General features: G+C 70.3%; 27 protein-coding genes, 1 tRNA gene and 1 riboswitch. Of the genes, 14 read left to right on the top strand and 14 right to left on the bottom strand.

The window, feature by feature from the left end:
* Nucleotides 1-292 precede the first annotated feature (292 nt).
* From rph to rdgB, 3 genes are all read left to right on the top strand, one after another.
* The gene (gene rph / locus ACWD0A_RS28990) at nt 293-1,030 is read left to right on the top strand and encodes a ribonuclease PH (RefSeq protein WP_307715289.1); all 738 of its coding nucleotides are present in this window, start codon (nt 293-295) and stop codon (nt 1,028-1,030) included.
* A gap of 118 nt (nt 1,031-1,148) precedes the next feature.
* Nucleotides 1,149-1,532 (top strand): hypothetical protein, encoded by a 384-nt coding sequence (locus tag ACWD0A_RS28985; protein ID WP_307715290.1) that lies wholly within the window; start codon nt 1,149-1,151, stop codon nt 1,530-1,532.
* Between the two features lie 11 nt (nt 1,533-1,543).
* The gene (rdgB, locus tag ACWD0A_RS28980) at nt 1,544-2,146 is read left to right on the top strand and encodes an RdgB/HAM1 family non-canonical purine NTP pyrophosphatase (RefSeq protein WP_451302816.1); all 603 of its coding nucleotides are present in this window, start codon (nt 1,544-1,546) and stop codon (nt 2,144-2,146) included.
* Between the two features lie 56 nt (nt 2,147-2,202).
* Here rdgB and ACWD0A_RS28975 read toward each other — a convergent pair.
* Together ACWD0A_RS28975 and bcp are read right to left on the bottom strand one after the other, a co-directional pair.
* A tRNA-Leu gene (locus ACWD0A_RS28975) sits at nt 2,203-2,286 on the bottom strand.
* 157 nt (nt 2,287-2,443) lie between these two features.
* Nucleotides 2,444-2,911 carry a thioredoxin-dependent thiol peroxidase gene (gene bcp / locus ACWD0A_RS28970; protein WP_307715292.1) on the bottom strand — a complete coding sequence of 156 codons (468 nt, stop codon included), beginning with the start codon at nt 2,909-2,911 and terminating at the stop codon, nt 2,444-2,446.
* A 126-nt stretch (nt 2,912-3,037) separates the two neighbouring features.
* Here bcp and ACWD0A_RS28965 point away from each other — a divergent pair, with 126 nt between their 5' ends.
* The 3 genes from ACWD0A_RS28965 to ACWD0A_RS28955 all read left to right on the top strand — a co-directional run bounded on the left by ACWD0A_RS28965 (nt 3,038) and on the right by ACWD0A_RS28955 (nt 4,238).
* Entirely contained in the window at nt 3,038-3,358 is a 321-nt protein-coding gene (locus ACWD0A_RS28965; protein ID WP_307715293.1) for a DUF3618 domain-containing protein, read from the top strand.
* Nucleotides 3,359-3,401: 43 nt separating this feature from the next.
* Nucleotides 3,402-3,758 carry a GroES family chaperonin gene (locus ACWD0A_RS28960; RefSeq protein WP_177152552.1) on the top strand — a complete coding sequence of 119 codons (357 nt, stop codon included), beginning with the start codon at nt 3,402-3,404 and terminating at the stop codon, nt 3,756-3,758.
* Between the two features lie 59 nt (nt 3,759-3,817).
* A riboswitch (guanidine-III (ykkC-III) riboswitch) is annotated at nt 3,818-3,886 on the top strand.
* A gap of 31 nt (nt 3,887-3,917) precedes the next feature.
* On the top strand, nt 3,918-4,238 hold the full coding sequence (locus ACWD0A_RS28955) for a DMT family transporter (protein WP_177152551.1): 321 nt from the start codon (nt 3,918-3,920) through the stop codon (nt 4,236-4,238).
* On the opposite strand, the gene ACWD0A_RS28950 is transcribed toward ACWD0A_RS28955, so the two are convergent.
* Nucleotides 4,232-6,721 (bottom strand): transglycosylase domain-containing protein, encoded by a 2,490-nt coding sequence (locus tag ACWD0A_RS28950; protein ID WP_451302813.1) that lies wholly within the window; start codon nt 6,719-6,721, stop codon nt 4,232-4,234. The two genes, ACWD0A_RS28955 and ACWD0A_RS28950, sit on opposite strands and share 7 nt — an antisense overlap.
* A gap of 152 nt (nt 6,722-6,873) precedes the next feature.
* Between ACWD0A_RS28950 and ACWD0A_RS28945 the strand changes: the two genes are divergently transcribed.
* Genes ACWD0A_RS28945 through ACWD0A_RS28930 form a run of 4 tightly spaced genes read left to right on the top strand, consistent with a single transcriptional unit; the run spans nt 6,874 to nt 10,184 of the window.
* Nucleotides 6,874-7,674, top strand: a complete 801-nt coding sequence (locus tag ACWD0A_RS28945) for an ABC transporter permease (protein WP_451302811.1) — start codon at nt 6,874-6,876, stop codon at nt 7,672-7,674.
* A complete protein-coding gene (locus ACWD0A_RS28940; RefSeq protein ID WP_451302809.1) occupies nt 7,667-8,470 on the top strand; it encodes an ABC transporter permease in 804 nt (267 codons plus the stop codon). Before ACWD0A_RS28945 ends, ACWD0A_RS28940 begins: the two co-directional genes overlap by 8 nt.
* A gap of 15 nt (nt 8,471-8,485) precedes the next feature.
* Nucleotides 8,486-9,442: an ABC transporter ATP-binding protein gene (locus ACWD0A_RS28935; protein ID WP_451302807.1), complete on the top strand. Its 957-nt coding sequence runs from the start codon at nt 8,486-8,488 to the stop codon at nt 9,440-9,442.
* Nucleotides 9,443-9,455: 13 nt separating this feature from the next.
* Nucleotides 9,456-10,184, top strand: a complete 729-nt coding sequence (locus ACWD0A_RS28930) for a DUF1707 SHOCT-like domain-containing protein (protein ID WP_451302805.1) — start codon at nt 9,456-9,458, stop codon at nt 10,182-10,184.
* Between the two features lie 96 nt (nt 10,185-10,280).
* On the opposite strand, the gene ACWD0A_RS28925 is transcribed toward ACWD0A_RS28930, so the two are convergent.
* The gene (locus ACWD0A_RS28925; RefSeq protein WP_451302803.1) at nt 10,281-11,528 is read right to left on the bottom strand and encodes an SGNH/GDSL hydrolase family protein; all 1,248 of its coding nucleotides are present in this window, start codon (nt 11,526-11,528) and stop codon (nt 10,281-10,283) included.
* Nucleotides 11,529-11,629: 101 nt separating this feature from the next.
* Between ACWD0A_RS28925 and ACWD0A_RS28920 the strand changes: the two genes are divergently transcribed.
* Nucleotides 11,630-13,207, top strand: a complete 1,578-nt coding sequence (locus ACWD0A_RS28920) for a DUF445 domain-containing protein (protein WP_451302801.1) — start codon at nt 11,630-11,632, stop codon at nt 13,205-13,207.
* A 219-nt stretch (nt 13,208-13,426) separates the two neighbouring features.
* Here the strand turns inward: ACWD0A_RS28920 and ACWD0A_RS28915 are convergent, their stop codons facing one another.
* Together ACWD0A_RS28915 and ACWD0A_RS28910 are read right to left on the bottom strand one after the other, a co-directional pair.
* Entirely contained in the window at nt 13,427-13,729 is a 303-nt protein-coding gene (locus ACWD0A_RS28915) for a hypothetical protein (protein WP_177152546.1), read from the bottom strand.
* Nucleotides 13,730-13,803: 74 nt separating this feature from the next.
* Complete coding sequence (locus ACWD0A_RS28910; protein ID WP_451302799.1) at nt 13,804-14,745, bottom strand: CHRD domain-containing protein; 942 nt, start codon at nt 14,743-14,745, stop codon at nt 13,804-13,806.
* A gap of 180 nt (nt 14,746-14,925) precedes the next feature.
* Here ACWD0A_RS28910 and ACWD0A_RS28905 point away from each other — a divergent pair, with 180 nt between their 5' ends.
* Nucleotides 14,926-15,537 (top strand): COG4315 family predicted lipoprotein, encoded by a 612-nt coding sequence (locus ACWD0A_RS28905; protein WP_451302797.1) that lies wholly within the window; start codon nt 14,926-14,928, stop codon nt 15,535-15,537.
* A 316-nt stretch (nt 15,538-15,853) separates the two neighbouring features.
* Here ACWD0A_RS28905 and ACWD0A_RS28900 read toward each other — a convergent pair whose 3' ends face one another.
* From ACWD0A_RS28900 to ACWD0A_RS28875, 6 genes are all read right to left on the bottom strand, one after another.
* Nucleotides 15,854-16,060, bottom strand: coding sequence for a hypothetical protein (locus tag ACWD0A_RS28900; RefSeq protein WP_451302795.1), 207 nt, complete (start codon nt 16,058-16,060; stop codon nt 15,854-15,856).
* A 56-nt stretch (nt 16,061-16,116) separates the two neighbouring features.
* Nucleotides 16,117-16,494 carry a hypothetical protein gene (locus tag ACWD0A_RS28895; protein ID WP_451302793.1) on the bottom strand — a complete coding sequence of 126 codons (378 nt, stop codon included), beginning with the start codon at nt 16,492-16,494 and terminating at the stop codon, nt 16,117-16,119.
* A 64-nt stretch (nt 16,495-16,558) separates the two neighbouring features.
* Nucleotides 16,559-17,005, bottom strand: a complete 447-nt coding sequence (locus ACWD0A_RS28890; RefSeq protein ID WP_451302791.1) for a glycine-rich domain-containing protein — start codon at nt 17,003-17,005, stop codon at nt 16,559-16,561.
* Between the two features lie 130 nt (nt 17,006-17,135).
* The gene (locus ACWD0A_RS28885; RefSeq protein WP_451302789.1) at nt 17,136-17,294 is read right to left on the bottom strand and encodes a hypothetical protein; all 159 of its coding nucleotides are present in this window, start codon (nt 17,292-17,294) and stop codon (nt 17,136-17,138) included.
* Between the two features lie 5 nt (nt 17,295-17,299).
* Entirely contained in the window at nt 17,300-17,572 is a 273-nt protein-coding gene (locus tag ACWD0A_RS28880; protein WP_451302787.1) for a DUF7848 domain-containing protein, read from the bottom strand.
* A 297-nt stretch (nt 17,573-17,869) separates the two neighbouring features.
* The gene (locus tag ACWD0A_RS28875; protein WP_451302785.1) at nt 17,870-19,051 is read right to left on the bottom strand and encodes a helix-turn-helix domain-containing protein; all 1,182 of its coding nucleotides are present in this window, start codon (nt 19,049-19,051) and stop codon (nt 17,870-17,872) included.
* A gap of 131 nt (nt 19,052-19,182) precedes the next feature.
* Here ACWD0A_RS28875 and ACWD0A_RS28870 point away from each other — a divergent pair, with 131 nt between their 5' ends.
* Nucleotides 19,183-19,725 (top strand): flavoprotein, encoded by a 543-nt coding sequence (locus ACWD0A_RS28870; protein WP_451302783.1) that lies wholly within the window; start codon nt 19,183-19,185, stop codon nt 19,723-19,725.
* A 170-nt stretch (nt 19,726-19,895) separates the two neighbouring features.
* Here the strand turns inward: ACWD0A_RS28870 and ACWD0A_RS28865 are convergent, their stop codons facing one another.
* Both ACWD0A_RS28865 and ACWD0A_RS28860 read right to left on the bottom strand, forming a co-directional pair.
* Nucleotides 19,896-23,030, bottom strand: coding sequence for a DUF3427 domain-containing protein (locus tag ACWD0A_RS28865; RefSeq protein WP_451302781.1), 3,135 nt, complete (start codon nt 23,028-23,030; stop codon nt 19,896-19,898).
* Between the two features lie 66 nt (nt 23,031-23,096).
* Complete coding sequence (locus ACWD0A_RS28860) at nt 23,097-24,101, bottom strand: SEC-C metal-binding domain-containing protein (RefSeq protein WP_451302779.1); 1,005 nt, start codon at nt 24,099-24,101, stop codon at nt 23,097-23,099.
* 112 nt (nt 24,102-24,213) lie between these two features.
* Here ACWD0A_RS28860 and ACWD0A_RS28855 point away from each other — a divergent pair, with 112 nt between their 5' ends.
* Nucleotides 24,214-24,945, top strand: coding sequence for a class E sortase (locus ACWD0A_RS28855; protein ID WP_451302777.1), 732 nt, complete (start codon nt 24,214-24,216; stop codon nt 24,943-24,945).
* Nucleotides 24,946-25,040 lie beyond the last annotated feature (95 nt).

Below are 25,040 nucleotides of genomic sequence, written 5' to 3'. Positions count from 1 at the left end.
GATGCCCGAGGCTTCGCCGAGCGGGCGGAGAAGCGAACGGGGACACGGCGTGAGCGACGCAGGCGAGGCAGCCGGGCGCGGTTGACGACGATGCCCGAGGCTTCGCCGAGCGGGCGGAGAAGCGAACGGGGACACGGCGTGAGCGACGCAGGCGAGGCAGCCGGGCGCGGTTGACGACGATGCCGCCGGTGTTGGAGCCGCGCAGGTCCCGGCAGCCCGGCACCGGACCCGAGGGGCCTGATCCGCACCACCGGAACGGGCCCCTCACTCATGTGCCGATAGGCTCGACACCATGTCACGCATCGACGGCCGAACCCCCGAACAGCTCCGCCCCGTCACCATCGAACGCGGGTGGAGCAAGCACGCCGAGGGCTCCGTCCTCATCTCCTTCGGCGACACCAAGGTCTTCTGCACCGCCTCCTTCACCGAGGGCGTGCCCCGTTGGCGCAAGGGCAGCGGCGAAGGCTGGGTCACCTCGGAGTACTCGATGCTCCCGCGCTCCACCAACACCCGCGGCGACCGCGAGTCCGTACGCGGCAAGATCGGCGGACGCACCCATGAGATCAGCCGGCTCATCGGCCGCTCCCTGCGCGCCGTCATCGACTACAAGGCCCTCGGGGAGAACACCGTCGTCCTCGACTGCGACGTCCTCCAGGCCGACGGCGGCACCCGTACCGCCGCGATCACCGGCGCCTACGTCGCCCTCGCCGACGCCGTCACCTGGGCGCAGGGCAAGAAGCTGATCAAGCCGGGGCGCAAGCCGCTCACCGGTACCGTCGCCGCCGTCAGCGTCGGGATCGTGGACGGCACCCCCCTGCTCGACCTCTGCTACGAGGAGGACGTGCGCGCCGAGACCGATATGAACGTGGTCTGCACCGGTGACGGACGCTTCGTCGAGGTCCAGGGCACCGCCGAGGCCGAGCCCTTCGACCGCAAGGAGCTCAACGCCCTCCTCGACCTCGCCACCGGAGGCTGCGCCGACCTCGCCGCGCTCCAGACCGAGGCGCTCGGAACCGGACAGCCGGCGTAACACTTCGCGTAGCGCCTTTCTCCCGGTGGCGCAGCAACCGGGAGCGCCCGCCGGGCGTCGTTAGAGTCACGGGCGCACGGGCCGAACCGTGCGCCCGTCCGTACCTGGGAGGACCTGCATGTCTGCGCGCCGCCGCATAGCCATCACGATCGCCACAGCCGCTCTGCTGGTGCCCGCAGCCGTCGGCTGCAGCGCACTCAACACGGCGATGGACTGTGTCGAGACCGCCGACGCCATCGCCACCAGCGTGGACAAGCTCCAGCAGGCCGCCTCCAGCGCGGCCGAGGACCCCACCCAGGCGCGGCAGGCCCTCGACGACATCGACCGCGAGCTGGAGAATCTCGGCGACAAGACCGACAACGCCGACCTCAGCAAGGCCGTCGACGACCTCGCCGCCGGTGTCGACAACGTCCGCAAGTCCATCGACGGCGGCGACACCACCCCCGACCTGAAGCCCGTCACCGACGCGGCCGCCGAGATCGGCAAGGTCTGCACGCCGTAGATACTGGGGTCATGACGCGCCTGATCCTCGCCACCCGCAACGCCGGGAAGATCACCGAACTGAAGGCCATCCTCGCCGACGCGGGCATCACCCACGACCTCGTCGGCGCCGATGCCTACCCCGACGTCCCCGACGTCAAGGAGACCGGCGTCACCTTCGCCGAGAACGCGCTCCTCAAGGCCCACGCGCTCGCCCGCGCCACCGGCCTGCCCGCCGTCGCCGACGACTCCGGCCTCTGTGTCGACGTCCTCGGCGGCGCGCCCGGCATCTTCTCCGCCCGCTGGGCCGGCACCCACGGCGACGACAAGGCCAACCTGGACCTGCTGCTCGCCCAGCTCGCGGACATCGACACCCCGCACCGCGGCGCCCACTTCGCCTGTGCGGCCGCGCTCGCCCTGCCGGACGGCACGGAACGCGTCGTCGAGGGCCGCCTCCGCGGCACCCTGCGCCGCTCCCCGCGCGGGACCAACGGATTCGGCTACGACCCGATCCTCCAGCCCGAGGGCGAGACGCGGACGTGCGCGGAGCTGACGCCGGAGGAGAAGAACGCGATCAGTCACAGGGGGCAGGCGTTCCGCGCGCTGGTGCCGGTGGTGAAGGAACTACTGGGCTGAGCCCGGTCACAGCCGAGGGGCGCGCCACCGATGCGGTGCCGCGCCCCTCGCGTATGTGCGGCCGGAGGGACTCGAACCCTCACGGGTGTTACCCCACTGGGACCTAAACCCAGCGTGACTGCCAGTTCCACCACGGCCGCGTGTGCGCTCATCGTAGTGGGCGACGGCCGTGCGCCCGCTGTCCGGTCAGAATTTCGGCTCCGCGGCGGTCTGCTCGATCGGGGTATCCGCAAACCGAAGCCCCGGGCACATGGGGCTTCGGTCACACAGCGTGCGAGGGAGGAAAGGCGCCGCGGGTCAGATGCCGAGATCCTTGATGATCTTCGCGACATGGCCCGTCGCCTTGACGTTGTAGAGGGCGCGCTCGACCTTGCCCTCCTCGTCGACGACGACCGTGGAACGGATGACGCCCGTCACCGTCTTCCCGTAGAGCTTCTTCTCGCCGAAGGCGCCGTACGCCTCCAGGACCTCCTTGGAGGGGTCGCCGACCAGCGTGACCCTGAGGCTCTCCTTCTCGCGGAACTTCGCGAGCTTCTCCGGCTTGTCGGGCGATACGCCGATGACGTCGTAGCCGGCGCCGGCGAGCAGCTCCAGGTTGTCGGTGAAGTCGCAGGCCTGCTTGGTGCAGCCGGGCGTGAGCGCCGCCGGGTAGAAGTAGACGATCACCTTGCGGCCCTTGTGGTCGGCGAGCGACACCTCGTTGCCGTCGGCGTCGGGCAGGGTGAAGGCGGGGGCGGTGTCGCCGGGCTGGAGTCGCTCGCTCATGGTTCTCCTCGTCAGACACGTGGGTGTACGCCGTCGAGCGTAATGGGGGTGCCGTGGGGTGCCGGCGACGGCGAGCTGACAGACTGTCGATGAAGGACTACCGGACACGACGACGGAGGCGGCGCGGTGTCGGACACCAGGACCCCAGCGCAGATCGAGGCGGACATCGTCCGCCGACGCGAGCAACTCGCCGAGATGCTCGACGAGATCGGTGTGCGCATGCACCCCAAGACGGTCATCGGCGACGCGAAGGCGAAGGTCGCCTCCAGCGTGGACCGTACGGCGGGTCGTGCCTTCGTCGCCGTGAACCGCGCGGTGTCGGACGTGAAGGCGCAGTTCGTCACGGACGACGGCGCGCCGCGGCTGGAGCGTGTGGTGCCGGTGGCGGTCGTCGCCGTGGGCCTGGTGGGACTGCTGGCCGTGTCGGCCCGCAGGCGACGGGCGTGACCCTGCGGCGCACGAAGGGCTGAGGGGCAGGTAGGTTCGAGGCGTGAGCACCAACAGTCATGAGCACAGCACCCAGCACGACAAGCTTCCGATCCGGATGCTGCACGACCGCGTGCTGGTCAGGACGGACATCCCGGAAGGCGAGCGGCGCTCCAGCGGCGGCATCGTGATTCCTGCCACCGCCGCGGTGGGCCGGCGGCTGGCCTGGGCCGAGGTCGTCGCGGTGGGACAGAACGTGCGCACGGTGGAGCCGGGCGACCGGGTGCTGTACGACCCGGAGGACCGGGCCGAGGTCGAGGTGCGGGGCGTGGCGTACGTCCTGATGCGCGAGCGCGACCTGCACGCGGTGGCGGCGGACCGTTTCCAGGGGTCGGAGGACTCCACGGGCCTGTACCTGTAGGCGACCGGAGCCCCGGAGGGGCCGCAGGGGCTGGTGGCGGAGGTCACCAGCCCTTTTTGTACGCCCTTTGCTACGTTGGAGGGCCCGACGAGACGCGCCGTACCGGGTTTACGCAAAGACGACGCACCCCGTGTTGTTCCGCGTCTCGGAGGTGCCGTCATGGCCTGGGTTCTGCTTGTTGTCGCCGGTCTGCTCGAGGTCGGCTGGTCGATCGGGATGAAGTTCACCGACGGGTTCACCAGGCTCTGGCCGAGCGTGTTCACCGGTCTCGGGATCGTCGCCAGCATGGTGCTGCTGTCGCATGCCGCGAAGACGCTGCCCATCGGTACGGCCTACGGCGTCTGGGTGGGCATCGGCGCCGCCGGCGCGGCCGTGGTGGGCATGCTGGTGCTGAACGAGCCGGTGACGGCGGCCCGGATCTTCTTCGTCTGTCTGCTGCTGGTGGCCGTCGTGGGGCTGAAGGCCACCTCGGGTCACTGAGGCGCGCCGGAGGGGCGGACATCCGTGGGGCTGCCGGGGGCGGGGGTCCCGCCGGGGCCGCCCGCGGTGGGGCCGCCGGGGCCGGGGGTGCCGGGGGTGCCGCTCGGGGTCCCGCCCGGGCTGCCCGCGACGGGGCCGCTGGGGCTGGGCGCAGTGCTCGGGGTCGCGCTCGGGCCGCCCGCGGTGGGGCTCGTCGTGACCGTTCCGCCGGTGCCCGGGCCGGTGGTGCCGGGGACAGGGCCGCCCGTCACGGGCCCGCCGGCGTCGGGGTCGCCCGCCGAGGGGCCGGGGCTCGCCGGGCCGCCGCGACCCCACGACTCGCCCTCGCTCCGGCCGTCCGTGCGGCCGGGGCCTCCGGGATCCCGGGGCCCGGTCGGATCCTCGCCGTCCTGCGGGTCGAACGGGGGCCGGTTCTCCTCGATCTCCTCCACCACCTTCAGTTCGAAGTCCCGTGCCGGGCTGCCCTGCAGTGCCGCGGCCGTGTACCGGGCCCAGATCTCGGCGGGAGCGCCGCCGCCATTGATCCGGCTCTGCCCCAGCGCCCCGTACAGCGGCGTCTGCGCGCCGGTGCCGGGGTTCTGGCCCATCACGGCGACGACGGTCACCAGATCGGGCGTGTAGCCCGCGAACCAGGCGGCCCGGTCCTCCTCGGCCGTGCCGGTCTTGCCCGCCGCCGGCCGGCCGGCAGCTCCGGCCGCCGTCCCCGTGCCGCCGTCGACGACGCTGCGCAGGATGGCGGTGGTGGTGTCGGCGGCCTCGCGGGAGACGACGCGGCGCATCCGCTGTGCGGGCAGGTCGATCTCGGTGCCGTTCTTGGTGACCTTTTCGACCAGCGTGTACGTGCTGTGCCTGCCGTGGTTGGCGAGCGTGGCGTACGCCTGCGCCATGTCGAGGACGCTGGCGGTCGCCGTGCCCAGTGCGATCGACGGCGCGGCCGTCAGGTCCGGCGTGTTCGCGGGCAGGCCGAGGGCGACCGCCGTCCGCCGGACCCTGGCCGGGCCGACGTCAACGGCCATCTGCGCGTAGACGGCGTTGACGGACTCGTCGGTGGCGCGGCTGACGGTGACCCGGCCGTAGGACACGTCGTCCTCGTTGGCGGGCGCGTACGGCGCTCCGGTCCAGCCCTGGACGCGACGCTTGTTCGTGCCGTCGTAGACGGTGTTGGGGGTGATGGGGCGGCCCTCCTGTGTGGTGGAGTCGTTCTCGACGGCCGCGGTGAAGACGAACGGCTTGAAGGCGGAGCCGACCTGGTAGTCGCGGCGGGTGGCGTTGTTGACGAACTGCTTGGTGTAGTCGACGCCGCCGTACATGGCGAGGACCTTGCCGGTGGCCGGGTCGATGGAGACGCCGCCGACACGGACGTTGCGGTCGGCCTCGCGGGCGGTGTCGAGCCGGGAGGTGACCTGGTCGTCGACGGCGTCGGTGAGGGCGTCCTGCTTGCCCGGCTCCAGCGTGGTGGTGATCCGGTAGCCCCCGGTGGCGAGGGTGTTCTCGTCGACGATCCCCTTGCGGGCGAGGTACTCCTCGACCGCCTGGACGACGTAGCCGCGCTGTCCTGACAGGCCGTCGGCGGCCCTGTCGCGCCGCGGCGCGGGGAAGTGCATCACGGCGCGCACGGCCGGGCTCAGCCACTTCTCCTTGACCATGCCGTCGAGCACGTAGTTCCACCGGCCCTCCGCCGCGGCCCGGTTGCCGGGGTGGGTGGCGACGTCGTACGCGCTGGGCGCCTTGAGGAGAGAGGCGAGGTAGGCGCCCTCGGCGGTCTCGAGGTCGGTGACGTCCTTGCCGTAGTACGCCTGGGCGGCGGCCTGGATGCCGTAGGCGTTGCGGCCGAAGTAGCTGGTGTTCAGGTAGCCCCGGAGGATCTCGCTCTTGCTCACCTCGCGGCCGAGCTTCACCGCGATGAAGAACTCCTTCACCTTGCGGGTGACGGTCTGTTCCTGGCCCAGGTAGTAGTTCTTGACGTACTGCTGGGTGATCGTGGAGCCGGACTGCTTGCCCTTGCCGGTGACGGTGTTCCAGGCGCCGCGGAGCATCGCCTGGGGATCGACGGCCGGCTTGGAGTAGAAGTCGCGGTCCTCGGCGGCGAGGACCGCTTGCTGGACGCCGAGCGGGACCTGGGAGAGGGAGATGTTCTCCCGGTTGATCTCGCCGTCGCGGGCGATCGGCGTGCCGTCCTTGTAGAGGTAGACGTTGCTCTGGGCGACCGCGGAGGCGTTGGCCGGGGGGATGTCGACGAGCAGGTACCCGGTCAGGAACCCGCCGATGAGGAGGAGCGCGCAGAGCAGGAAGGCGCCGAGCGTCATGCGCCAGGTCGGGATGACGCGGCGCCAGCCGGTGCGTCGGCGGCGGCTTTTGCCGCGGTCCTCCGTTTTCTCCGCCCTCTCCGGCTTCCCCGCCTTCTCCGGCTTCTGCGCGGGTGCTGCCGGCGTCGGAACTGTCGCGTCGCGGGGTGTCCAGCCCTGCTGCGGCTCGTCGCTCATTCCCTCATAGTGCCCTTTTTGTCCCGATAATCATCGCAACCCGGTACTTCCGGCCGAAAAAGCACTCGCACCCCGCCGACGAGCTCGGCTAGGGTCGTGCGCTTTGGCGTCCGGAGGAGCAGGACGCATCGTCCGCGTGGGGAGGAGCTGTTGTGCGGCTGTACGCGGTCGTCGCGGCGGGTGGGTTCCGGCGCTATGCGACGTACCGGGTGGCGACGGCGGCGGGGGTGTTCACCAACACCGTCTTCGGCTTCATCGTGGCCTACACCTATATCGCCCTGTGGGACGAGCGTCCCCAGCTCGGCGGATACGACCTCTCCCAGGCCCTCACCTATGTGTGGCTCGGCCAGGCGCTACTGATGACCTGCGCCATGATGGGCGGCGGCTTCGAGGACGAGCTGATCGAACGCATCCGCACCGGCGACATCGCTGTCGACCTCTACCGCCCAGCCGACCTCCAACTGTGGTGGCTCGCGGGCGACGTGGGCCGGGCCGCCTTCCACCTGCTGGGACGCGGCATCGTGCCCATGGTGCTCGGCTCGCTCGCCTTCGACCTGGTGATACCCGCGTCCCCGCTGACCTGGCTGGCCTTCCTCCTCGCGGTCACGCTGGGCGTGATCGTGAGCTTCGCGGTCCGCTTCCTCGTGGCCCTGTCCGCGTTCTGGCTGATGGACGGGGCGGGGGTCATGCAGATCTGCTGGCTGGCGACGCTCTTCTTCTCCGGGATGCTGCTGCCCCTCAACCTCTTCCCCGGCGTCCTCGGCGAGGTGGCGCGGGCCCTTCCCTGGTCCTCGCTGCTCCAGGTCCCCGCCGACGTCTTCCTCGGCAGGTACACCGGCTGGGACCTGCTGGGCGCGTACGCCTTCCAGGCCGGCTGGGCGATCGCGCTGCTCGCCGCCGGACGCCTGCTGCAGTCGGTCGCGACACGGCGGGTGGTGGTCCAGGGTGGCTGAGGCGCTGCGGGCGTACGGGCTGATCGTGGCCATGTGGGTCCGCTCCACGATGGCGTACCGTGCCTCGTTCGCGATGACGACGTTCGGCAACTTCGCCGCCACCGGCTTCGACTTCGTGACGATCCTGCTGATGTTCTCCCACGTCGACGCGCTCGGCGGCTACTCGCTGCCCGAGGTCGCGTTCCTGTACGGGACCACCAGCACGGCCTTCGGCCTCGCCGACCTGGTCATGGGGTCGATGGACCGGCTGGGCCGGCGCGTGCGCGACGGCACGCTGGACACCCTGCTGGTGCGGCCCGTGCCCGTACTCGCCCAGGTCGCGGCCGACCGGTTCGCGCTGCGCAGGCTCGGCCGCATCACCCAGGGGCTGCTGGTGCTCGGCTACGGGCTCGCGTCCCTCGACGTCGAGTGGACGGCCGTGAAGGTGGCGATGGTGCCGCTGATGGTGCTCAGCGGCGGGGCGATCTTCGCGTCCGTCTTCGTGGCGGGCGGGGCGTTCCAGTTCCTCGCACAGGACGCCTCCGAGGTGCAGAACTCCTTCACGTACGGCGGGAACACCCTGCTCCAGTACCCGCCGTCGATCTTCGCGAAGGACCTGGTGCGCGGCGTGACGTTCGTCGTGCCGCTGGCCTTCGTCAACTGGGTGCCGTCGCTGTACGTGCTGGGCCGCGAGGACCCCCTCGGGCTGCCGGGCTGGCTCGCGTTCCTGCCGCCCCTGGTGGCCGCGGGATGCTGCGGGCTCGCGGCGCTGGCCTGGCGTGCGGGCCTTCGTTCATACCGCAGCACGGGAAACTGAGGGGCTGGTCAGGTCATGGATTTCATCGAACTCGACGGGGTCGAGAAGGTCTTCGACGTACGCCGCAAGGTGGGGCGGCTGCGCCGCGAGCGGCACCGGGTGCGCGCCGTGGACGGCATCAGCTTCACCGTGCCGCGCGGCGAGATGGTCGGCTACATCGGCCCGAACGGCGCCGGGAAGTCCACCACCATCAAGATGCTGACCGGGATCCTCACCCCGAGCGGCGGACGCCTGCGGGTCGCGGGCATCGACCCCTCGCGCGAACGCACCCGGCTGGCGCAGCGGATCGGCGTGGTGTTCGGGCAGCGCACCACCCTGTGGTGGGACCTTCCGCTGCGCGACTCGTACCGGCTGATGCACCGCATGTACCGGGTCCCGGACGCCGTCTTCCGCGAGAACCTCGACCGCTGCGTCGAACTGCTCGATCTGAGTGAGTTGTTGGACGTGCCGGTGCGTCAGCTCTCCCTCGGCCAGCGGATGCGCGGCGACATCGCGGCCGCCCTCCTGCACGATCCCGAAGTGCTCTACCTGGACGAGCCGACCATCGGCCTGGACGTGGTCTCCAAGGCGAAGGTGAGGGAGTTCCTGCGCGACCTGAACGCCGAGCAGGGCACGACGGTGTTGCTGACCACGCACGATCTCACCGACATCGAGCAGCTGTGCAAGCGTGTCATGGTCATCGACCACGGAAAGCTGATGTACGACGGCGCGCTCGCCGGACTGCACGAGGTGGGCGAGAGCGAGCGGACGCTGGTCGTCGACCTGGAGCGGGAGCTCCCGCCCATCGCCCTGGACGCGGCGTGGACGGTGAAGGTGGAAGGCCCCAGACAGTGGCTGGCGTTCCCCGCCTCGATGTCGGCGGCGCCCCTCGTCGCGGCCCTGGCGGAGCGGTATCCGCTGGTCGACCTGTCGGTACGGGAGCCGGACATCGAGGCCGTGATCGCGAAGATGTACGCGGATCGATCCGCCTGACTAGTCTGGCGACATGACGAGCGAACCCTCCGAGATGCGTGCGTCCGACTCCGAACGGGAGCGCGTGGCCGAGCGGCTGCGCGAAGCCGTGGCCGAGGGGCGGCTCGACATGGAGGAGTTCGGGCAGCGCCTCGAGGCCGCGTACAGCGCGCGTACGCACGGCGAGTTGGTGCCGCTGGTGCGCGACCTGCCCGCCGCCGGGACGGTCGTGCCGGTCGACGCGGCCGCTCCCGCCACGGCCTCCGGCGGCTGGGCGGAGCGCATCGGAAGGCCGGCGACCTCGAGGGGGGCGTTCGCCTTCTGGGGCGGGTTCGGGCGCAGGGGGACCTGGACCGTCGGCCGCCGGTTCACCGCGTTCACCCTCATGGCAGGCGGCGAGCTCGATCTGCGGGAAGCCCGGTTCGAGGACCGCGAGACGGTGATCACCTGCTTCGCGATCATGGGCGGCGTGCAGGTCGTCGTCCCGCCCGACCTGCACGTCGAGGTCAAAGGCATCGGCCTGCTGGGCGGCTTCGGCGAGCACGGCAGCGTCGACGGCGCACCGGACCCGTCCGCGCCGCGCGTGATCGTCAAGGGGCTTGCCCTCATGGGCGGCGTCGGGGTGGAGCGCAAGCGCACCAAGGCCGAGAAACAGCGCCTGAAGGCCGAGCGGGCCGAGCGCGCCCGGCTGGAGAAGGACAGGAAAAGTCGAGGCCACCTGGGGCACCACGGTCACCAGGGCCGCAAGGAACTGGACGGCTGACGGCTCCCCGGGCGGGGCCACGGCGACCGGGGCACCCAGCCCGCGCGGGTCAGCGCGTCCGCGCGGGCGTCGCGTCGTCCCGGTCCGGCGCCCGGGTCACAGCGCCTTGACGTCCACCGAGGCGCCCATCCGCGCGTAGCCGGCGTCGCTCGGGTGCAGGTGGTCACCGGAGTCGTACACCGGGCGGAGCCGCTGCGGTGCGTACGGATCGCGCAGCGCCCGGTCGAAGTCGACGACCGCGTCGAAGATCCCGCCCGCGCGGATCGCCGCGTTCACCTTGAGGCGCTCGGCCTCCACGGCCGGGGTGCAGCGCAGGTGTCCGCCGCACGGCATGAGGGTCGCGCCGATCACGCGCAGCCCCTGGGAGTGGGCGCGGCGGGACAGCTCGGTCAGGCCGGTGACGACGCCGTCGCCGGGCGGCGCGTACGGCGCGCGCAGCAGGTCGTTGATGCCGATGGCGACGATCACGGTCCTGGCGCCGGAGCGCGAGAGCACGTCGCGGTCGAAGCGGTCGAGGGTGCTGGGGCCCCGGTCCTGGCTGAGCAGCCGGTTGCCGCTGATGCCCTCGTTCAGTACGCCGTACCGTCCGGCCAGCCGGTCGGCGAGCACGTCGGGCCAGCGGCGGTTGGTGTCGGGCGTGGACGACACCCCGTCGGTGATCGAGTCCCCGACGGCGACGACGGCGCCGCGCGCCTCTGCGGTGAGGACGTCGACTGCGGTGACGTGGTGCCAGGAGCGAGTCTCCGTCCGGTACGCGCCCCCCGCCTCGTCCCGCGTGTGGTCGCCCTCGGCGACGTAGGACGTCTGCCGGGCGTGGGTGTGGGAGGTCACGAATCCGCCCGGAGCGGGCGTGTGGACGGTGACCAGGAGATCGCCGTCGTAGGGGATGCGGAGCACGACCGGGTCGCTGACCAGTTGCCCGCCCGGGGCGACGGTGGCGCCGGTCGCCCGGCCGAAGGTGACGGGCCGCAGGGTCCCCCGCACGGCTTCCGGGCCGTCGTCGCCGGCGCGCACGGCGAGGGACACGGCGGAGATGCGCAGCGGCAGGGTGCCGTAGAGGTTGGAGACGGTGACGCGTGCGGCGGTGCCGCCGATGCTGGTGTGCACGACGTTGCGCACGGACCGGCCGTGCGGCCCGCTGGGCGCGCCGGCAACGGTGGCGACGGGCGCGATGCCGACGGGGCTCGCCGCCCAGGTGCCGATCCACAGGGGCGTGGCCGCCGGGGGTTTGCGAAGGGCCGGCTTGGCCTTGACGGCGCCGACCCCGAGGTAGATACCGCCGCAGATCAGGACGACTGCGGACACGAGGGCGGCGAGACCCGCATACCCCGAACGCTTGCTCATGAACACATCATCGGGCATGAACCGGGAACTCGACGTGCCGCCCAGGAGTACACGAGGTAGGGACAATGCGTACGGTACGCACGCGCGGACGGGTGGAGCGGATGGAACGTACAGAACCGGATGAGCCGGACGGCTCGGAGCGCGCCGGAGGCGTGAGGCCGGGGGACGCTGCCGGGTCCGGCGCCTCGGGCGCCGGGCACCGCGGGCCGGACGCTTCGGGGGTCGCCTCCACGCCGGGCTCCGGCGGGGCTTCGGGTGCCGTGCGAGCCGGCGACGGTGCGGATGCCGCGCTGCCGGACGCTTCCGGCGGCGCCGGAGCGGCCGCAGCCGCGCGGGCCGACGGGGTGCGGACGGCCGCCGCCCCGGCCCCGACGCGGACCGCCCGGGCCGAGGCCCGCCCCCGCGCCGGGCTGCCCGGCTTCGCGTACACCGCCGCCGACGAGGAGAAGCGGCGGGGCGTGCGGCGAATGAAGGCCACCGCCACCGGCCTGCTCCTCCTCGTCGCGCTGATCTTCGTCCTCGCCACCTGGGCGAAGAACGAGGGACTCGGCCCCTGGGCCGGATACATCGCGGCCGCGGCCGAGGCCGGCATGGTCGGCGCGCTCGCCGACTGGTTCGCCGTCACCGCGCTCTTCCGCCACCCCCTCGGCCTGCCCATCCCGCACACCGCGATCATCCCGAACAAGAAGGACCAGCTCGGCACGGCCCTCGGCTCCTTCGTCGGCGAGAACTTCCTCTCCGAGGACGTCGTACGCGCCCGCCTGCACGCCCTCGGCATCGGCGGCCGCCTCGGCGCCTGGCTCGCCGAGCCCGCCCACGCCGACCGCGTCACCGCCGAACTGTCCACCGCCCTGCGCGGCGCGCTCACCGTCCTGCGCGACGCCGACGTCCAGGCGGTCGTCGGCGAGGCCATCACCAGGCGAGCCGAGGCCGCCGAGATCGCGCCCGGTATCGGCAAGACGCTCCAGAAGGTCGTGGCCGACGGCGCCCACCACCGGGCCGTCGACCTCATCTGCGTCCGCGCCCACGACTGGATGGTCATCCACGCGGACTCCGTCATGGACGCGATCGAAGGCGGCGCCCCCGGCTGGACGCCCCGGTTCGTGGACCGGAAGGTCGGCGAGCGCGTCTACCGGGAGCTGCTGCGCTTCGTCACCGAGATGCGCGACATGCCGGCCCACCCGGCGCGCGGCGCGATCGACCGTTTCCTCGGGGACTTCGCGGCCGACCTCCAGTCGGACACGCAGACGCGGGAGCGCGTCGAGCGGATGAAGTCGGAGATGCTGTCGCGCTCGGAGGTGCAGGACGTGATCGCGTCGGCCTGGTCCTCCGTACGCGGCATGATCATCTCGGCGGCCGAGGACGACCGCAGCGAACTCCGGCTGCGCGCCCGAGCCTCCCTGCTGTCGCTGGGCGCCCGGCTGGCGACGGACAGCAGGCTCCAGGCGAAGGTGGAGGGCTGGGTCGAGGACGCGGCGGTGTACCTGGTCACCACGTACCGCACCGAGATCACCTCGCTGATCTCGGAGACGATCGCGAGCTGGGACGCGGAGCACACCTCGCGCAAGATCGAGGCGCACATCGGCCGTGACCTTCAGTTCATCAGGATCAACGGCACGGTGGTCGGCGCGCTCGCCGGTCTGCTGATCTACACCGTCGCGCATGCGCTGGGCGCCTGACGGTGCCGTCTGCGCCGTCGGCCGGGAGCCTGACGGGGCCGTCTCCGTCGTGCGGACGTGCGGGGGGCTTATGTGGCCCGTTTCCGTCGTGCGGACGTGCGCTGGGCGCGTGACCGGTCCCTGCCGACGGTCACGCGCCCAGCGCTTCTAGGGGAGGTGTCAGGTAATACGTACGGCGGGACGGAAGCGTTCAGCGCTCCCCTCACCGGCTCCGCGGGCTCAGTGGCTCCGGCGGGTGACCGCCACGGAGGCGAGGGCCACACCGGCCGCCACGGTGAGGACGGCCGGCCAGGCGCCCACCTTCTTGGCCAGGGGGTGCGACCCGGCGAAGGCGGCGACGTACGCGGCGCTCAGCCCGACGGCGGCCTTCGGCCCGGCGTCCTGATGCCATTGGCGGGCGGCGAGGGCACCGGCCGCGGCGAGGGCGACGCCGCCGAGGGGACGCTTCCCGCTGAAGCGGGCCACCGAGTACCCGCCCACGAGTCCGCCTGCCGCCACCGCTGCCGCGGGAACCTTGGCCATGGTGCTGCCGCCTTTCACTGTCGAACACTGATGCACCGAGCGTAGAGCGCCCCCGTCGCCGAGGGCCCGCACCCTCAGTGGAAGAGCTGGCCGCGCACCGCGCCGTCCGGGAACTTCTTGGTGTGGATGTTCGAGTAGAACGCCCACGGGTTGTGGCGTATCTCCTTCAGCAGCCCCTTGTGCTGGTCCTCCAGCCGCCCGGAGACGGCGAACAGGCCCTCCGGGACGGGCTTGTTCAGGAGCCCCAGCACCACGTCCCCGTTCTTCCCGAAACCGCCCTTGTGGATGTGCGCGGCCTGGGGCGCCTGGATGTCGACCCAGGCGAGCGAGAAGTCGACGCTGCGGCCGGCGGGGTGCAGGAAGGTCACCGCGTACCCGTCGTCGTCCCCCACCTTGCGCGGGTCCGTGACCGGCACCTCCTGCGCGCCGTTCGCCAGGGCCCGCAGCTTGCCGCCCTTGATGATGTGGAGCGGGTTGATGTTCCGCTTCAGGCGTTTCAGCTGCCCGCGCACGGCACCGCCCGGGAACTCCTTGCTGTGCAGGTTCAGATAGAACCCCGACGGATGCTCGCGGATGCTGTCGGCGAGCGCGGCGTCCGTGAGGACCGTGTGTCCGGCCGCCGAGTGGATGGTGTCGGGCATCTCGGTGCCGAACAACGGGACCTTGACGTCGCCGTTCTGTCCGGCGGCGCCCTCGTGGATGTGCCCCTGGCTCGGCACGAACCCCTTCCACTGCATCGCGAAGACGACGCGGTCGCCCTTCACCTTGACGAGCGCGACGGCCTGGCCGTCGGGGTCGTTCACGGCGGGCCCGCCCTTCTCGGCGACCTCGTGCGCGCCGGTGAGGACGGCGGCGAAGGTGACGGCGTGGCCGTGGGCCGGTTTCGTGAACGTCACCGCGCCGTCCTTCGCCGTGCCGCCTCCGTGGCTGCCGTGCGCGGATGCGGGGACGGCGCCTGCCGCGGCGGCGAGCACGAGTGCGGCGGCGGCCGAGACGGAGACATGACGCTTCTGCATGACGGATGAACCTCCCGTTGGGGGCCGACCCGGTCGTGGCCGGTCGGCGTCAAGTACGGGGATCCCCGGCGCCCCGTTCAACGGAAGTCACCGCCGATCGGAGTGAACAGCCGGTCGGTCGGGCCCGTACATCCCGCCGTACGTTCCTTCCCGCAGACCGGAATCCGAGGGGATCTCACCATGCGCGGCACCCGCACCACAGCCCGGACCAGAACTCTGCTCGCGGCCCCGCTGATCGCGTTGGCGCTGCTCACGGTGACGTCGTGCGAGGACTCCGGCGGCTCGGGCTCCGGGTACGGGGCGGGGCCGGTGTCCCCGAGCGCCGAACAGCCGTCGCCGGAGCAGCCGTCCGCCGACGTCCCCGCCGGTACGGAGGCCCCGGCCGAAGCCGCCCCCGACCCCGCGCCGGAGCCCGCGCCCGCGACCGTCACGGTCAAGACCGCGGAGTCCGAACTGGGCACGATCCTCGTCGACGCCAAGGGCCGGACGCTCTACGGCTTCACCAAGGACAAGCCGGGCCAGGCCACCTGCGACGCCGACTGCATCGCGGTCTGGCCGGCCCTCATCTCCGCGACCGACGTGACGGCGGGCCCGGGCACCGAGGCCGCGCTCCTGAAGGAGACCAAGCTGGGCACGGGCGCCGAACAGGCGGTCTACGGGGACTGGCCGCTGTACTACTACGTGGGCGACGTGACCCCCGGAGACGTCAACGGCCAGGGCCTGGACGGCGAATGGTTCGTGATCGCGGCGGACGGCAAGCTGATCAAGAAGGAGGCCGAGACGGTGGTCTGAGCCGATCGCCCCGCCCCGCCGCGCTCCAGGATCGGATCGCCGCTGATCCAGGGGGAGTTGTGCGCAGGAACCGAAACGGACCTACCCGGCTCGTACGTGCCGTGACGGGGGCCGGGGCGCTCGTGGCGGGGCTCCTCCTGCTCGCCGCGACCGTCTGATACCTGCCGGGCGTCGTCGTGGACCACGACCTCGCGGGCGCGCGGGTGGAGCCGAAGGAGCGGCTGAGCGCCGTCAACAACGTCCGCACCACGCCGGCGGTGTGACGGGTGGGCGGTCGACGTGCTGGGTCACCGGGACGCCGGGAGCGCCGGCTGACTCAGTCCGCTCCGGAGCCCCGGGGCGCTGCCCGCAGCCGCCGGACATCGCGTACGAGCGTGATGCACGCGAGGAGAAACATGAGCGCCCCGGCCGCGACCCAGAGGACGGACGAGCCTGCCCGGTAGTCACGGACGGCGCCGACGAGGAGGAGGGAGACGCCGAGAACGCCGAAGGCGGAGATGAGCGCGCTGATGCGATCGGTCACGGGGACATCGTCTCTTGCCCCGGGCTTTGTTCGCAGGCGGATGCCGGTGCGTGACGCTACTCGATCGTGAGCGTGCCGGTGCGGAGCATGTCGTGGTTGGCGAACAGTGCATCGAGGTGGACGGTGCGGGTCAGTGCCGCCGTCCACTTGGCCGTGGGCAGGTCGCGGTGAAGGCGCGCGCGGCAGATCCGTGCGCGGGTGCATTGGGTGAGGATCCAGCGAGCCTGCGTCTGGGTGGTGGGCGGATTGGCGTACATGCCGGCCGCGAGGTGCCACAACTGGTCGCCGGTGACGCCGTCGGGCTCGACGACAGCGACCACGGCGATGTCCCCGAGGCCGCGCTGGTCGCTGGACTGGGTGGTGTAGGCGACGGACAGCCCACACAGCGGGAAGACGGTGAGTCGGCTGACGCCGGTGATGTCGAGTGTGGGCATGGCTGCTCCGTGCCGGAGGACGGGCGCGGCCGCCGGGGCGGCGGCCGCGCGCTGAACAGGGCGGCTACTTGCCGCCGCCGCATCCGCCTCCGTCACCGCAGCAGGCCGGCGGGTTGCACGTGGCCGCCGTGCCCCACAGGTCGTGGTCGACGACGAATCCGGCGTCCTCGATGGCGGCGACGGTGGCCCGCATCTGTGCCCCGTCGTAGAGCTGCGGGGCGGGGAACGGGTTGTGATGGACGAACCGGCCGAACCGCCTTTGGCACCACGCGGCGTACTCGCGGGTGTGAAGCATGAAGGCGTGCCATCCGGGGTCCACGGCCTGGGACGGCGACAGGCCCTCGTCGCGGTGGGCGGACATGTGGAGGAAGGCGAGCGCCTGGTCCATGACGCGTTCGGCCCGCTCGCGGGTGATCTTCTCTTCCTGGACGAGGAAGTTCACGAGCCGGTTGAAGAGCTCCGGCTCGACGAGGCTGCGGCCGTGGGCCAGTTCTGTTGCGAGAGCGGTCATGCGATGCTCCTCGGGTACGTGCTCGGCGCGCGGCCTACCCGCGCGCCGTGGTGCGCGTCGGGCTCCTGCCGAGGAGCCCGACGCCCGTCCCGGACCGGTCCTGCCAGGGAATGCGGTTCGGGACGGGAGTTCACATCGCGGAGCGACCGCGAGGGCGGCACTCGCGGTCGTCGTCGCGGTGGCTGTAGTCGTCCGGCCGAGCCCCGGTCGGTGCCCACAGTTGCGGCACCTTCTCGGCCTCGCCCTTGATCGATAGGTCGCAGCGGATGCAGATGCGTATCCCGCTCATTGCGGTCACTCCGCTACCTCGGAGGCATACGGGTTGCCAGGGGCGGGGACGACGCGCCAGAAACTGGTCTGGATCGCGCGGAAGCTGCGGTGCCCGGGGCGTTCGCCGGTGTGCTTGAGCGCCCAGGCTTCGGCCGGCAACCGTCGGCCCTCGGTCGCGCCGGATGAGTCACCGCAACTGGTGCACTGCGCCTCGAACAGAGGCTTCTCCGGAGCGCCTTCCTCGGTGTCGAGACCGAGGTTCCATTCCGCGGCTTTGATGATGATCCGCGGGGTCATGAAGCCCGTCCAGCAGACTGGACGATGCGGTACAGGACGGGCACGTGGCGGGCCTGGGCACATGCCTTGTGCGCGTAGACCGACGTGCCCGAGCCGCCGGATACGGATTCGTGCACGCGCACGCAGCAGTCAGCATCCGCCCCTGGGCAGTAAGCGCAGTGCCGCAAGGATGTGCGGCCGGCCTCATGCAGCGACGCCATGGCATTCCCCCAACTCGTCCATTGATCAGGCATGGACCCAGGGTGGCGGCCGGTGAGAGGCGGAACGCTCACAGTTTTGTGAGCGCTGTGAGCGCTGCTACAGGCCGATCCACGCGGCCATGAGGTGGAGCGTGTCGGGTGCACGGCGAGATGTGTGCAGCAGCCCGTTGACGGCTTCACGTGTACCGGGGTGGTATCGGGTCTGTTCGGGTGCGGCATGCCGGGCTTCGACGAGGTGTCGCAGGGCAGCGTCGGTGTGCCCTGCCTCCATTTCCACAACTGCCCGGTCCACGAGAAATCGGGCACGCCGGGACGTGGGCGTCGACGGTGGCAGCTTCAGGTTGCGCGCCTGCTTCAGCGCCTCGTCGAATTGCTTCATGGCGACGGAGGCGCCCATCTCGTGCAGAGAGATGTTGGTGTGGCCGAACGACAGCCAGTGCACCTCGCCTGCCTCGCCTCCGATCCGGTCGGCGATGTCGCGAGCGGCAGCGATGTGAGCGGCTACGGCGGTGCGATCCCCTGCGCGGGCGGCGACGGCGGACGCTCCGAGATGCAGCTGGCCGACGACGGCGAGGGCCTCGCGCGAGGACTCGTCAGCGAGCAGCTCGTGACCGGCTCTGACGAGGCGGCGGCCGAGGTCGTGCTCCGTCTTCTTGTGGGCGAGCGCCCGCTTGTACTGCCGAATGGCACCGAGACACGGGTCCGACGCCCTCTGGGCAGCCCAGCCCATGCGGTCAAGGGCGACCGTCGCCAGGTCTCGGTAACCGACCTTCAGGGCAATGTCGTGTGCGGTTCGGTACGTGGACGCAAGGGCCTGCCATGTGGCTGTTGTCGGGATGGTCTGTGCAGCGCGGGTCAGGTCCGTGATGAGTCCGGGCAGGACTAAGGCAGCCTTACGGAGGTGCGTGGCCCGTACGGCCTGGCACACGTCATCCGCTGAGGCGATGAGCTCGGGGAGAGGCCGGCCCTGGCGCTCGGCGGCAGGCTCGAGGTCGAACAGGTCCAGAACTTCGCCAATGGGGCGCACGAGGGCAGCCAAACGACCTTGCTGGATCTCAGTGACGGACGCAGTTCCGGTGAGCACGGTGGCGTCGACCCGGAGTGCCGAAGCGACGGCGGCGATGAAACCGTCGGTGGCAGGGCGGGCTCCGCACTCCACTTGGTTGAGCAGGCTGTAGGAGTACGGGAGCCGGTCCGCGAGCTGCCGCTGAGTCAGGCGTGCCAACTTCCTCTGCTGCCTGATCCGGGAACCTGTGTGGTCGTCGTCGGGGAGGGACATACAGGTCTCCGTTCCTGACTGGTCGTCTGGAACGGTACCGGCGCACGGGGTGCGCGGGGCCTCGATCCGGCCCAAATCCCGCCTGGGATGACGACGGTTGCATGTGATCGGATGAAGGCATGACGAGGACTATGTATCTGTTCTGCTCGGCCGCGCCACCCGTCTTCGATGTCGCCATAGTGATCGAGGACGCTCAGGCCCGCGGATGGGACGTATGCCTCGGCTTGACGCCTACAGCGGCCCGATGGCTGCAGTCGAGCCTTGACGGCCTGGCCGCGCTCACCGGCCATTCCGTGCGCTCCGAGTACAAGCTGCCCGGCGAGCCGGACGTATGGCCGATGGCCGACGCGATTGTGTTCGCGCCGGCCACGTTCAACTCGGTCAACGAATGGGCGCTCGGGCTGACGAGCAAGTTCGTCGTCGGAGTGGTCGCCGAGGGCATCGGGAAGGGCATCCCGACGGTGGCCATGCCATGCGTCAACGCCGCCTACGCTCAGCACCCAGCGTTCGAGCGGTCCGTGGAGACGTTGCGAGCGGCGGGCGTAACTGTGCTGTATGGAGAGGGCGGGTTCGTGCCCAACGAGCCGGGTCAGGGACGACCGAGCAAGTACCCGTGGGCTCTGGCGCTGGACGCTGCGACGACGGTCTGCCGAAGGCCTGATTCCGGTGCGTGAGTCTAACGGCATAGAGCGGCCCCAATCTGGTCGCCTCCAGAGGCCGGAACAGAGAAGGTGAGGCACACCCATGGAGGTCCTCGTCAGCCACCTCAACTCCTTGCAGGACCGATTGAGGAGCGCGGCTTGCGTAGGCATGTCCGACGACTGGGCGCGCCAAGTAGCGGCTGCTAAGCGGCGATCGCCGAGTACGTCAACACGTCCGCCGGAATCTCGTGTCGTAGATCCCATGTGATCCCCATCGGCTTGCTGCCTGTGTGCTCGACGTACTCGGCCGGCCCCAGGAGCATCCAAGGCTGGGGGCCGCCGATGTCCGTCTTCTTGTAGCGGCGGACGAACAGCAAGACGTGGGAGCCGTGTTCTTTGTGGGTCTGGTAGCGGACGCCGGTAGGGGAGGTGTCTGATATCCGGTTCTGGGACTCCCAGTGGAAGCGGAAGTTGCTCATAGCGAAGTCCCGGTACCGCGTCTGGGGAGAGAAGTCCTTCTCGTCCTTCTCCAGCGTGATCAGCAGAGCGTCCGTCCGGATGTTCTCGCACCACCTCACGCCCTCCTGGAAGTGGCCGGGCATGGAGCCGCCGATGGAGGACTGGCCGAGTGCTGGCAGTATCTCTTCGCGGCTGTACGACGCGTGGACAGTGAGCGGCAGGCCAGCCAGTTCGCCGAGGAGGGGGACCGGGACGTGATCGGTGCGGTCGAGGTTGTACGCCAGTATCTGGCGGACCTCGTCGCGGAGGGCACTGTGCGGGCGAAGTGAGTTCAGCGCTTCTGCATATGTGGCGAAGCCGCCGAGGGGCCAGAGCGAGAAGTAGAGCATCCGAGCGTATGCCTGCTCACGTTCATCGAGCTCCTCATAGCTCGGAGCGTCATCCTCAAGGAGCTTCGTGTACGCGGCTACGCGCTCCGGATCGTCGGCGTGAAGGAATGCGGACACCCGCTTGAGGAGCGCGGCTTCCCCCTCCGTGGCGGGGGACCTCAGCAATCCTGCCCTGCGGAGGAGCCACGTCCAGGAGTTGCCCGTGCCTCGGTAGAGTTCCTTCAACTCGCGGCCGCTTTCTTGCAGGTACGCCGCGAGTCGCTGCTCGCCGTAGTTGCCAACCTCCCGTGCCAGCTGCGTGACATTGACGCCGATCTGGCTACGGATATTGGTCATGACCAGTTCCTTGGCCTTGGACTCAAGGATGATCTGGCAGCCGGACGGCAGCTGCGGGAAGTCATGCTCGATGTGGGCCAGGAGCCGGTTGCGGGTCAGGTTCGTGAGCGCCCGGAACTGCTCCTCGAAGCGGAACTCCTTGCGGTGTTGGCCAATGAAGTCCAGGACAGTGAGAACTGCCTTGCCCTCGCTGCGTCGAAGTCCGCGGCCAAGCTGCTGAAGGAAGACGGTGGCGCTCGACGTCGGGCGCAGCAGGAGGAGTGTGTCGACGTCGGGAACGTCAAGGCCCTCGTTAAAGAGGTCGACCGAGAAGATCACCTGCAGGTCGCCGGCCCTCAGCGACTCCAGTGCAGATTTGCGCTGCTCCCGCGGGGTCTCTCCAGACAGGGCAACGGCATTGAGACCGGCCTGCTGGAAGAAGTCGGCCATGAACTGGGCGTGTGCGACGGAGACGCAGAAGCCCAGCGCACGCATCGAAGCGGGGTCGGTCACCTTGTCGATGACGGCCTGCACCACAAGACGCGCTCGGGCGTGGTTGCCAGTAAGGAGATTGCTCAGTGCCGACGCGTCGTATGAACCGCGCTTCCATGTAAGGGCGCTCATGTCCGTGGTGTCGGTGACGCCGAAGTAGTGGAAGGGGCTGAGGAGTTCATTCTCCAGAGCCTCCCAGAGCCGCATCTCCGCCGCGATGCGTCCATCGAAGAACTCGTCTTGGACGTTGCGGCCGTCCATCCGCTCGGGTGTGGCAGTGAGTCCCAGGAGTTCGAGAGGTTGGAAATGATCAATGATCTTGCGGTAGGTCGGCGACACTCCATGGTGAAACTCGTCGATGACGATCACGTCGAAGTGGTCAGGAGCCAACCGCTCCAGCGATCGGGAATTAAGGGACTGGACGCTTGCGAAGACATGCGTCCACTCGTCTGGACTGATCCCGCTATGGAACTCGCTGCCGAAGTTCGCATCGACGAGAACGTCTTGGTAGGTGCGAAGGGACTGCCGAAGGATCTCCTGGCGGTGTGCGACGAACAGCAAGCGCAGGTCACGGCCGTGCTGCTGGCGAAGGCGCTTGTAGTCCAGTGCAGCCATCACGGTCTTGCCGGTGCCAGTGGCGGCGACCAAGAGGTTCCGGTGCCGATCGTGCACCGTGCGCTCGACTTCCAGCCGCTCCAGCATGTCTCGCTGATGCGGGTACGGGCGTACCTCCAGCCCGGAAAGGGTGACGCGGCGGCCTTCAAGACTGCTCGTGCCACGTCCTGCCAGCTGGAGCGCATCGTCCAGGCGACCAGCGTCGTGAATGGGGTCGTACCGCTCGAATGCGGAGTCACTCCAGTAGGAGTCGAAGGTCGCTTCAAACTTGCGCAGCACATCAGGCGTTGCGATCGACGACAGACGGACGTTCCACTCCAAGCCGTCGAGAAGCGCGGCCTTTGACAGGTTGGAGCTGCCGACATACGCGGTGTCGTAGCCGCTGTGACGACGGAAGAGCCATGCTTTCGCGTGGAGGCGTGTAGATCGCAGTTCGTAGTTGACTTTGACCTCGGCGTTGAACTTCTGGACCAACTTATCGAGGGCGCGGCGCTCAGTGGCGCCAATGTATGTGGTGGTGATGACGCGGAGGGGGACACCTCGGGCGTGCGCGGCTTCAAGAGACTGCTCGATGACTCGAAGTCCGTGCCACTTAACGAAGGCGCAGAGCAGGTCTACGCGGTCAGCGGTCGCGAGTTCGGCACGTACCTCAAAGCCGAGGCTGGGGTCCTCGGGGGAGTTGGTGATGAGGGCGGTGTCGGAGAGCGGCGTAGCAGGCCGGATGGAGTAGACGCCCTTAGCTTCCTGCTCAGCAATGGCCAGCAGTTGGCGAGGGCCATCAGCCACGAGGTCAACCCACTCTCGCGCTCCCTCGATCGTGTTCATCGACTCAAGGATGTGGTTGGCGGCGTGGACCCGCTCAGACGCGGGCAGCCGCTCCAGCACGCGCCGCGTCGTGTCTGCTACATGCCGCGCGATGACTTGAGGCGATGACTCGGGTCCCACCAGCCCGTCGATCGCAAGCCACCGATCAGTGCTCAAGGTCTTGAGATGAGTCTCAAGGCGCAGAGTGATCAGCTGTTCGTAGAGACCTGTGACCGGTCGGCTCGCATCCATGGGACCCGGCATCGCATTCCCTCCCCGTTTAGGCACTGCCAGTGATAGCAGGCACCACCGACAGCTGAGGCCGGAGGGTCACTCGCCGTGACACTCCCTGTACGCCCTCCCCGACCCGCACCAGCACCCCGCCCCCCGCGCCGGCGGCCACGCCACCGCGCGCCCCCGGGCCGCCAGCGTCGTCGCGTACTGGGGGAGCAGGGAGACGTTCGACGGGGAGGACGCCTCCGAGGCCGAGAAGGCCTCGTAGGACGGGACCGTGGCCGTCACGATGCCCAGGTTCTCCGTGCCCGTGGCGGCGAGGTCGCGGAGTGAGGACTCGATCGTCGCGAGGTGCGTCTCGTGCGAGGGGTACTCCGCGGTGAGGTCGGGATACGCCTCCACCAGTTCGGCCAGTTCGTCCGCCGGCCAGTGCAGGACCGCCACCGGGAACGGGCGCGACAGGGCCGAGCGGAACGAGCCCAGCTCCGAGCGCAGGCGGGCGATCTCGGCCTTCAGTTCCGCCGGGTTGTCCGAGCCCAGCGCCCACAGGCGGTTCGGGTCGTGGAGCTCGTCGAGCGTCACGTCCGGCGTGTGGGCCGTGTGGACCCGGTCGGCGAGGGCGTCGTGGCCGTCGTGGGGCAGGCCCAGCAGGCGGCGTACGCGGTGGCGGCCCGCGAGGAGCGAGCGCGTCGCGTACGGGACGTCGTCGTCCTCGGGCAGCAGCAGGGTCAGCGCCTCGGTGAAGCACTCGTGGGACGCCTCGAGCTCGTCGTGCGACTCCAGCGTCTCGGCGATGATTTCCCACGGCGCCGCCTGCGCCGGGGCCGCGATGCGGATGCCGGCGATCAGGGCGCGGGCCTCCGCCTCGTGGCCGTACTCCCACAGGTTGGCCGCCTGGAGGGCCTTGATCAGCTGCGGGTGCTCGGGCTCCGTGGCCAGGAGGCGGTCGTAGAGGCCGGACGCGCGGTCACGGTCGCCGGCCAGTTCCAGATGGGCCGCTGCCTGGAGCAGCAGGTGTTCGTCGTCCTCGGGATACCGCGCTGCGGTGCGCAGTAGGCGCTCGGCTTCGGCGGTGTGATCGGCAGGCGTGTCGGGGCGCATGCACCACACCGTACTGCGGTCGGGTGTACGGGCGGTGTGCCGTATCGGGGCAGGCGGTGCGGAGTCGCCCTCGGCACTGGTGAGTTGACGCCCCCGGCCCTACTCTGCGCCCGTGCGGCAGAGGCGCGGGGCAGGGCGGTGGCGGGCGCGAGCGGCGCTCGCTCGCGGGCTGTGGGCCGCCGCCGAGGTGACCGTCACTCTCGGGGTCGTCGTCCTCCTCCTCGTCGTCCACCAGCTCTGGTGGACCAACCAGCAGGCCAGGCAGGGTGCGGAGCGCCAGGTCCGGGCCCTGGAGCGGGACTGGGGGCGGGAGGCCGCGGCTCCGGACGGGACGCCCGCGTCGGCGCGACGAAACCCGCAGAAATCACCTGAACCACGCGAAACGCCCCGCTGGGACCAGGCTTACGCCGTCCTGCGCATCCCCCGCCTCGGCGTCGTCGCCCCCGTCGCGCAGGGCATCGGCAAACACGGCGTCCTCGACAAGGGGTACATCGGGCACTATCCCGGGACGGCGCAGCCCGGTCAGGCCGGGAACTTCGCCGTCGCAGGGCACCGCAACACCCATGGTGAGCCCTTCCGGTACATCGACCGGCTGCGCTCCGGCGACACCGTCCGGATCGAGACCCGTGAGGGGGTCTTCGACTACGCCGTGGACCAGCGGCTCCCGCAGACGACGCCCCGCGACACCGGCGTCGTCGCGCCGGTGCCGCGCAGCCTCGTGCGGCCGTCCGCCGGGTACGGCGAGCCGGGCTACTACCTCACCATGACGACGTGCACCCCTGAGTTCAGCTCCCGGTACCGGCTGGTGGTCTGGGCGAAGCTGACCTCCATGCGGCCCCGCTGACGGGCGGATTCAACAAATCGTCGCAACACGGGGTGTGTTGGGGTCGTTCGTCAGTAGCCCGGTGAAGCGCTCGGCTGGGGTGTCCCAGCCGAGCG

The sequence above is a fragment of the Streptomyces sp. NPDC002867 genome (genome assembly GCF_053591895.1).
The sequence above is the reverse complement of the archived record's forward strand: the minus strand, read 5'-3'. Positions and strand labels throughout refer to the sequence as shown.